Annotated in this window: 8 protein-coding genes; 4 read left to right on the top strand and 4 right to left on the bottom strand. The window is 33.6% G+C overall.

Translation table 11 applies throughout. The features are described from left to right. The coding region (locus tag KFD70_RS28900) for a transcriptional regulator (protein WP_431613547.1) at positions 1 to 368 on the top strand (368 nt) is incomplete at its 5' end. Between the two features lie 154 nt (positions 369 to 522). Here KFD70_RS28900 and KFD70_RS28895 read toward each other — a convergent pair. Continuing rightward, positions 523 to 633, bottom strand: a complete 111-nt coding sequence (locus tag KFD70_RS28895; RefSeq protein ID WP_336454543.1) for a YjcZ family sporulation protein — start codon at positions 631 to 633, stop codon at positions 523 to 525. 236 nt (positions 634 to 869) lie between these two features. Continuing rightward, positions 870 to 1,070, bottom strand: a complete 201-nt coding sequence (locus KFD70_RS28890) for a hypothetical protein (protein WP_336454542.1) — start codon at positions 1,068 to 1,070, stop codon at positions 870 to 872. 842 nt (positions 1,071 to 1,912) lie between these two features. Here KFD70_RS28890 and KFD70_RS28885 point away from each other — a divergent pair. Then, positions 1,913 to 3,370 carry a plasmid recombination protein gene (locus KFD70_RS28885; RefSeq protein ID WP_336454548.1) on the top strand — a complete coding sequence of 486 codons (1,458 nt, stop codon included), beginning with the start codon at positions 1,913 to 1,915 and terminating at the stop codon, positions 3,368 to 3,370. 200 nt (positions 3,371 to 3,570) lie between these two features. Beyond that, positions 3,571 to 4,260 carry a Rep protein gene (locus KFD70_RS28880; RefSeq protein ID WP_336454547.1) on the top strand — a complete coding sequence of 230 codons (690 nt, stop codon included), beginning with the start codon at positions 3,571 to 3,573 and terminating at the stop codon, positions 4,258 to 4,260. Between the two features lie 613 nt (positions 4,261 to 4,873). On the opposite strand, the gene KFD70_RS28875 is transcribed toward KFD70_RS28880, so the two are convergent. After that, positions 4,874 to 5,104, bottom strand: coding sequence for a hypothetical protein (locus KFD70_RS28875; protein ID WP_336454546.1), 231 nt, complete (start codon positions 5,102 to 5,104; stop codon positions 4,874 to 4,876). Positions 5,105 to 5,368: 264 nt separating this feature from the next. Continuing rightward, positions 5,369 to 5,578 (bottom strand): hypothetical protein, encoded by a 210-nt coding sequence (locus tag KFD70_RS28870; RefSeq protein ID WP_336454545.1) that lies wholly within the window; start codon positions 5,576 to 5,578, stop codon positions 5,369 to 5,371. Positions 5,579 to 6,024: 446 nt separating this feature from the next. Here KFD70_RS28870 and KFD70_RS28865 point away from each other — a divergent pair. After that, positions 6,025 to 6,366: MerR family transcriptional regulator (locus KFD70_RS28865; protein WP_431613546.1), on the top strand; the 342-nt coding region annotated here is incomplete at its 3' end.

The following is a 6,366-nucleotide window of genomic DNA, read 5'->3' as shown; positions in this document are numbered from 1 at the left end:
GGTCTTACGATCAAGTTCGATCATGGCGAAATGGAGAACTTGATTTATTTGTTTCAAAAGAAGAAAAATCGGAATTAGAAAAGAAATTGGATGAAGTATTAGAAAATCAGCAATTACAAAATCAGTTCAATCAAGCACTCGTTCAAAAATTACAAGAAATTACGAACGAATTAGTTACGACAAAAGAGCATTTGGCTAATACAGAGAAAAAATTAACGGAAGTAGAAAGTAAAAACAGTGAATTAGAAGTTTTTATAGAGAAGAAGTTAGAGAAACGAGATCAGTTATTGCTTGAAAACATTAGAGATATACAGAAACAAAATCAGAAACAAAAATGGAAAGGTTTTTTTGGTTTTTTTAAAGATTAATTTCATTAAAGATTTTAACTGTCATTTTTTCCTTCTTTAAAAGAGCATGAGTGGGGTTTTGAACATAGACTATAGTAATAAAGAAAGATTGCTTCACATCAATGTGAAGCAATTGGTTATTTGAATTTTAAAAATGGTAATAAGGAGGTTAAGATTAAGAAGGGGTACCATATCCGCCACCAAAATAACTAGTTGCACCAGTAATGATAAGCAGAATAAACAGCACTACAATTAGTGCAAATCCACTGCCACCAAATCCAGACATTATATCACCTCCTTGCTTGTACAATATACTAACAATATATGTAGCGGGTTAATAAACGACTCTATGTCTTTTTATTAAATTTTAAATAGATTGGACAAGTATCTTCATTGTATTTTAAAATCCTAATATTAAGTTTTTTAAAAGATATATCTAGACTTTCCATTCCGAGGTGCACATTGCTGTCATAGGCAGAGATGCAAGACAGTTTGTAATTTTTCTATTGGTTGTGTAAGTACTTAATGTCTCAGTTTTTTCTCTTCTTTTGATGCTAAGAATAAATTCCCCATTAGCTCTGTAACTTCTCTATCGACTTTTTCTGTTATATCTATATAGATAGGTTTATATCCAAACTCATTCCATATATATTTTTTTGTTGCTGATATCGAAATTACATCTTTTATTGTAGTATTTCTTTGTTCTTTTTCTTTTTTGTCCACGATGCTCTAACCTCTTTATTTGTTATATTCTGAATGTATACTTTTGTTAGTGATTTTGGAGAGAATGGGTAAAGTGAAATAGAGTCAATAAAATCAAGGAAATGAAAGTAAACTAATATGCAAAAGTTTACTTTCATTTCAGAAGGGGCTAGCCCCCCGCTTCACCCCAGCCTTCGCATTTACATCCAAAAACAAGGGTTAGATACACAATTTTAATATATAGGAACGAAACTGAAACTCCTGAATAATATGCAATTAGGAAGAACAGTTTTGGAAACAAAACGCCACTTCCACCGGGGTAACCCAAAAGGGAAGATGCATGTCTTCCCACCTTACATAAGAAGACCACCTTAGGGTGGTTTTTTATTTTCACTCTTATAACTTAAGGGAGCTTTATATCTGTTTTTTAAGGTTTTTTCCTTGCTTCAACTAAGGATATAGTCTTAAAAGCATGTAGGGGACGATTTATAGTGTCTGTCAACGGTACCGGACCGAAGGGAGGATAAGGAGTTGACAGAATCACTACATCAAGACCCTCTTGGTTGTGTCAAAAGTTCACCTTTTGACCTGCCTACCGGCGAGGGATCCCCTCAAGGATTGAGGGGTTGGGGAGTTCGATTGAGGGGGTCAAGGGGAAGAGTTCCCCTTGTAGGTTCGGACAAAGTCCGAGGTTTTTGCCATGCAGGCATGGCTCGGCGAAGCCGAAAGGCGTCGCAGACCCCTATCGATTTTGATGCGTTAGCGTCAAAATACGTATAGGGTTACATTAATTGACTCCATTTCGTCGCTTTGCTAGACTAGACTTATGGTATCAATTAATCTAGGGGAAGTGGTGGCACTTTATGTTGTTCTCTATTTCATTTAATCAATCTCATCAAAGTTCATTGAGTCATAATAACAGAGAAAACATTCATGGGAATCCTGGCATCGATCCATCCAGGTTAGATGAGAATATCTACTTTGTTCAAAAGGACATCCGTAGTGTATACAAGGATGTCTTTCAAGAAGCGATAGACAAGTACAATGAAAAGCAAAAACGAAGTGATCGTAAAATTAAGGATTATTATGACAAGATAAGAAAAGATACAAAGACGCATGAGCAACGAGAATTGGTCGTAGCGATTGGGGAAGGCAAAGATGACCCAAAGTATAGGAAGGCCAAAAAGGAAGCGTTAAAACAGTATGCTGAAGCGTTTCAAGGGCGAAATCCCAATCTAGCAGTTTATAACATGGTTTTACATGATGATGAAGCCAATCCACATTTACATATTAACTATGTACCGAATTTCGAAAGTAGTCGAGGATTAACGAGGCGTGTCGGAATGGATAGAGCCTTGCAACAACAAGGCGTAAAAGGAAAAGGGACGGAGTTAATTGCAAATTGGAGACAATTAGAAACGGCTTATATTGAATCTTTGGCGAAAGAACAAATTCCAGAATTTGAACGAGCGAATGTAGGTTCACATAAGTACATGAAAGTCCGTCAATACAAGGAATATGCTGAAATGAAATCAACCGTTGAGAATCAAATATATGAAAAAGAAATGCAGTTAGAAGTTTTTGACCATCATATGAAACATGCTGAAGAAAAAGTAAATGAATTACAGATGGTGAAAACACATGTAGCTGATAAATACAAAGAGTTAGAAGCAGTGGAACAACAAGTAAAAAGTGAAAGTGAAAAGTTACAGCTGATTGGTCAGCAATATATAGAGCTAGAAAAAAAGGTAAAACAATACCAAAAAGAATTGGATAGTGTCGGGAATCAAGTACCAAATGAACCTATTAAAATTCCATTTTTGCGTAAAGAAGTAATAACAGAAGTACAGGATAAAATGTTTGGAAAAGCTGAAATTACAAAGAAACAGACAAGAAATTATGTGTTATCACCAGAACAATATCAAAAATTAACAAGACAAGTAAATGCAGCTGTTACTATCAAAAAAGATTATGAGCGTTTGAGAAAAACAGATTTTGTGAAAGAGAATGAAAGTTTAAAAGTGCATGCAGAGGGGTGGATGGAAGAAAATCGAACATTGAAACAAGAAAGAAGTCAGTTACAAAAAGAAGTCGGTGTGTTAAATAGGGAAATTAGCTCATTAAAAGCTCATATAAAGGGTCTGCAGACGAATATAAAGGTTTTATATGAACAGACGAAAAAAGTCTTTAAAGACCAATTTCAGTCGTTTAGAGGACTTATCAAAAGTGAATTGGGTAATAAAAGCGTAGATAATCATTTTGAACGTGAACATAAGAAAGAAATGATGGGTAAACAGAGAGGACATGACTTGGAGTTATAAAATGTATGTGCTTCTTGGGGTTATATGTGTGATAAAATAAAAACGAGCCATGCTCCAACATGGCTCGTTTCAATGGGTATTCAACGAAAATACCTGAAATTTAAATGTCTGGTTATAGATTATCATAATTTGATTCATAATCAAATAGCAAAAAATAGGTATTTTTGTTGATTCCCTCAATAAGAGGAGGGATTGACATAATGAAAGAAGAAAATGAACAAACTTTAGGACAAGCTTTAAAGCAAGCTAATAGTAATGCAAGAAAAAGAGATTTTGAGAAAGATGTAAAACAAAGAGATCAAGCTGAAGAACTTAAAAAGTCACTTTTACAACAGTTAAAAGAACTAACTGGGGAAGATCATTACGTTGGAACTAATAAAGATCCATTTGCTGGTGAACCATTTAATCAAGTGATGCATAGAAATTTAGATTTATTGAATCGTATTGGTTATTTTACTCAAGCTGAAGGTGATTTTTTATTTCGGATTCAAGCGTATTTAGAATTTAAAAGTAATGTAATTATTAACAGGGAAGATAAGTTCAAAAAGAAACGAAAAAATATTGAAGATGATTTTGAACTTCCAAAGGCAGCAACTGTATCTGAAATTGCTGAAATGATAGGAAAATCAAGAGAAAAAACTTCTTTGGTTATGAATTCATTAAAGAAAAAAGAGATTTTACTTAATCCAGAAGGTGCCGGACAAATTATTGAAAATGGTCGTACTGTAAGTCCTAGAACATGGATAGTAAATCCCTACATAATGATTTGTGCACCTCGGAAAAATGAAGTAAAACTTGATAAATTGACAATGAGATTGTTTCAACATTCTTTGAAAAATATTAAAGATCAAAATGGTAAAAAGGTGAAATTGCCAGTTAGATTTTTCTAGATTGTATCAACTTGATACAATCTTTTTTGTATATTTGTAATTTTTTAGGTGTGACGAAAACGTCACAAAAAAGGCTAAAAGTGTGACGTTTTCGTCACACCTAAAAAAACGTGTTAAACTCAGTAATATCAAGGGTTTAACACGTTTTTTTGTGATGCTCTCTATTATCACTATTATTAAAAAGCTAAAAGTTCCGCAAGGAACAGGTAGTATTTTTGAGCAAACAACGCTCAAAAATCTCCACCTTCATAATAAAAAAAGTCGGTTCGTTCATCCTCACCTAAAGGCTAATGCCTTTTCTTTTTTTATTATGTCCTTGCGGAACTTTTTTCGGCTCGTGTGCTTTTCTCGCCAAGCCGACAGACAAAAAGCAAAGCAATGGTTCTCGACTTGGACTAGCAAGTATACGAGCCGAACCGCTTAGATTAATCGATCAAAAATAGTTTTCATACTATATATCGATACGTTTAATACGTGGGGTTTCGCCCCCACACGACGAGCCTGCACTCTAGCCAAAAAGCAAATATTAGATCAAAAGACAAGAATACAACCTTAAAAAAATATAAAAACTCTCTATGAATGTTTATTCATAAAGAGTTTTTATAATGCCCTATTATGGGTTTGGGACGAAGCTATTTTGTAGGTTTTGAATAGCTGAAATGATTTGTTGTACTTGAGCATCTTGTGCAGGAGTTAATGGAGATCCATCAGAAGTAAATACTCTAATGCAAATCGGACACACCTCTACATTCAATCCGAGCAATTCAATGTCAATTCTTCCAGTATGAACACTAAGAATAGTATTATCTCCTTCACAGGTTGCACAGTTGGTTTCAAAGGCCATAGTAATCAACTCCTTTCATTAGCAGAGTTAATTATATTTATATGAAAAAGATTGTTCATCTGATATAGATTGCTATATGATTTTCTACTTTACCATAGAAAATGTAAGGAAATATTTTCTTACATGGTAGATTAGCGATAAATGTTCTTTTAGGGGTACCGCCAGCATTTTGAAAAAAACCACGTTAAGCAAAAAATATAATAAGCTGCCTATATGGACAGCTCATTTACATAATTTTCGTTATTGGAAGTTAATTCATTAACATTACTCTTTAAATGCTTTTGGATTTTCGACTCTAAAAGATTGAACTGTTCCACAGTTTAAACAAAAGGTAGTTAATAATTTAGAACGAGATCCTCCTTTAAAAAAAGTAGAAGGTGTATCTTCACAAACATAAGCATGAGCTGCATAACCAACTTTTCCTTCTTTAAGATTAGTTGAGCTACAATTAGTACAGATTGTTTTTTGTTTCATAATATAACCTCAACCTTCCTTTTTATTCCATCTTATCATGTGACAGAAAAGAATAGTACGTTGTATATTATATACATTCTCGGTTGACATAACGCACCATTATCGGTAGCAAGGACCAGGGAAAATCCTTGATTTTATTAAGTTCTTCTTTCTTTTCTATGTAACATCAATATACGGGATTTTATACATGATTGATTTAGCGAGGATTCTGGGGATCCTGGCTATTCTTTTTTTGCATAAAATCTTGTATATAGAAAAAAGATTTTGATGTTGGTATCGAGAAGTAATAAATATCGGTGTTAAAATCGATATGTATTTCGAAATCAATTCGTTTTTAAAATCGGTTGTAAAATCAGTTGTAAGTGAATTCCGATTTTGATTAAAATATTGATGGAATAATGTTTATGAGTGGAAAAACGTATTTCGTTTTTTAGGGGGGATGAAAATTGGAATTAAAATCGGAAATGTATACACCGAAAATTGTTGCGGATCGTTTAGGGGTTACCCCCGATTTATTAAAAGTATGGTCAAATGAATTTAATATACAAACGGAGCGAAGCCAAGGAGGGCATCGCAGGTACTCGAAGGAAAATATAGAAGAATTAACAGCAATTAAAGAAAAAATACAGGTACAAAAATGGTCTTACGATCAAGTTCGATCATGGCGAAATGGAGAACTTGATTTATTTGTTTCAAAAGAAGAAAAATCGGAATTAGAAAAGAAATTGGATGAAGTATTAGAAAATCAGCAATTACAAAATCAGTTCAATCAAGCACTCGTTCAAAAA

Origin of the sequence: Bacillus pfraonensis (genome assembly GCF_050768835.1) — a bacterium.
In the GTDB taxonomy this organism is placed as follows: Bacteria; Bacillota; Bacilli; order Bacillales; family Bacillaceae_G; genus Bacillus_A; species Bacillus_A pfraonensis.
Note: the sequence above shows the minus strand (reverse complement) of the source record. Positions and strands in the feature narration are given on the sequence as shown.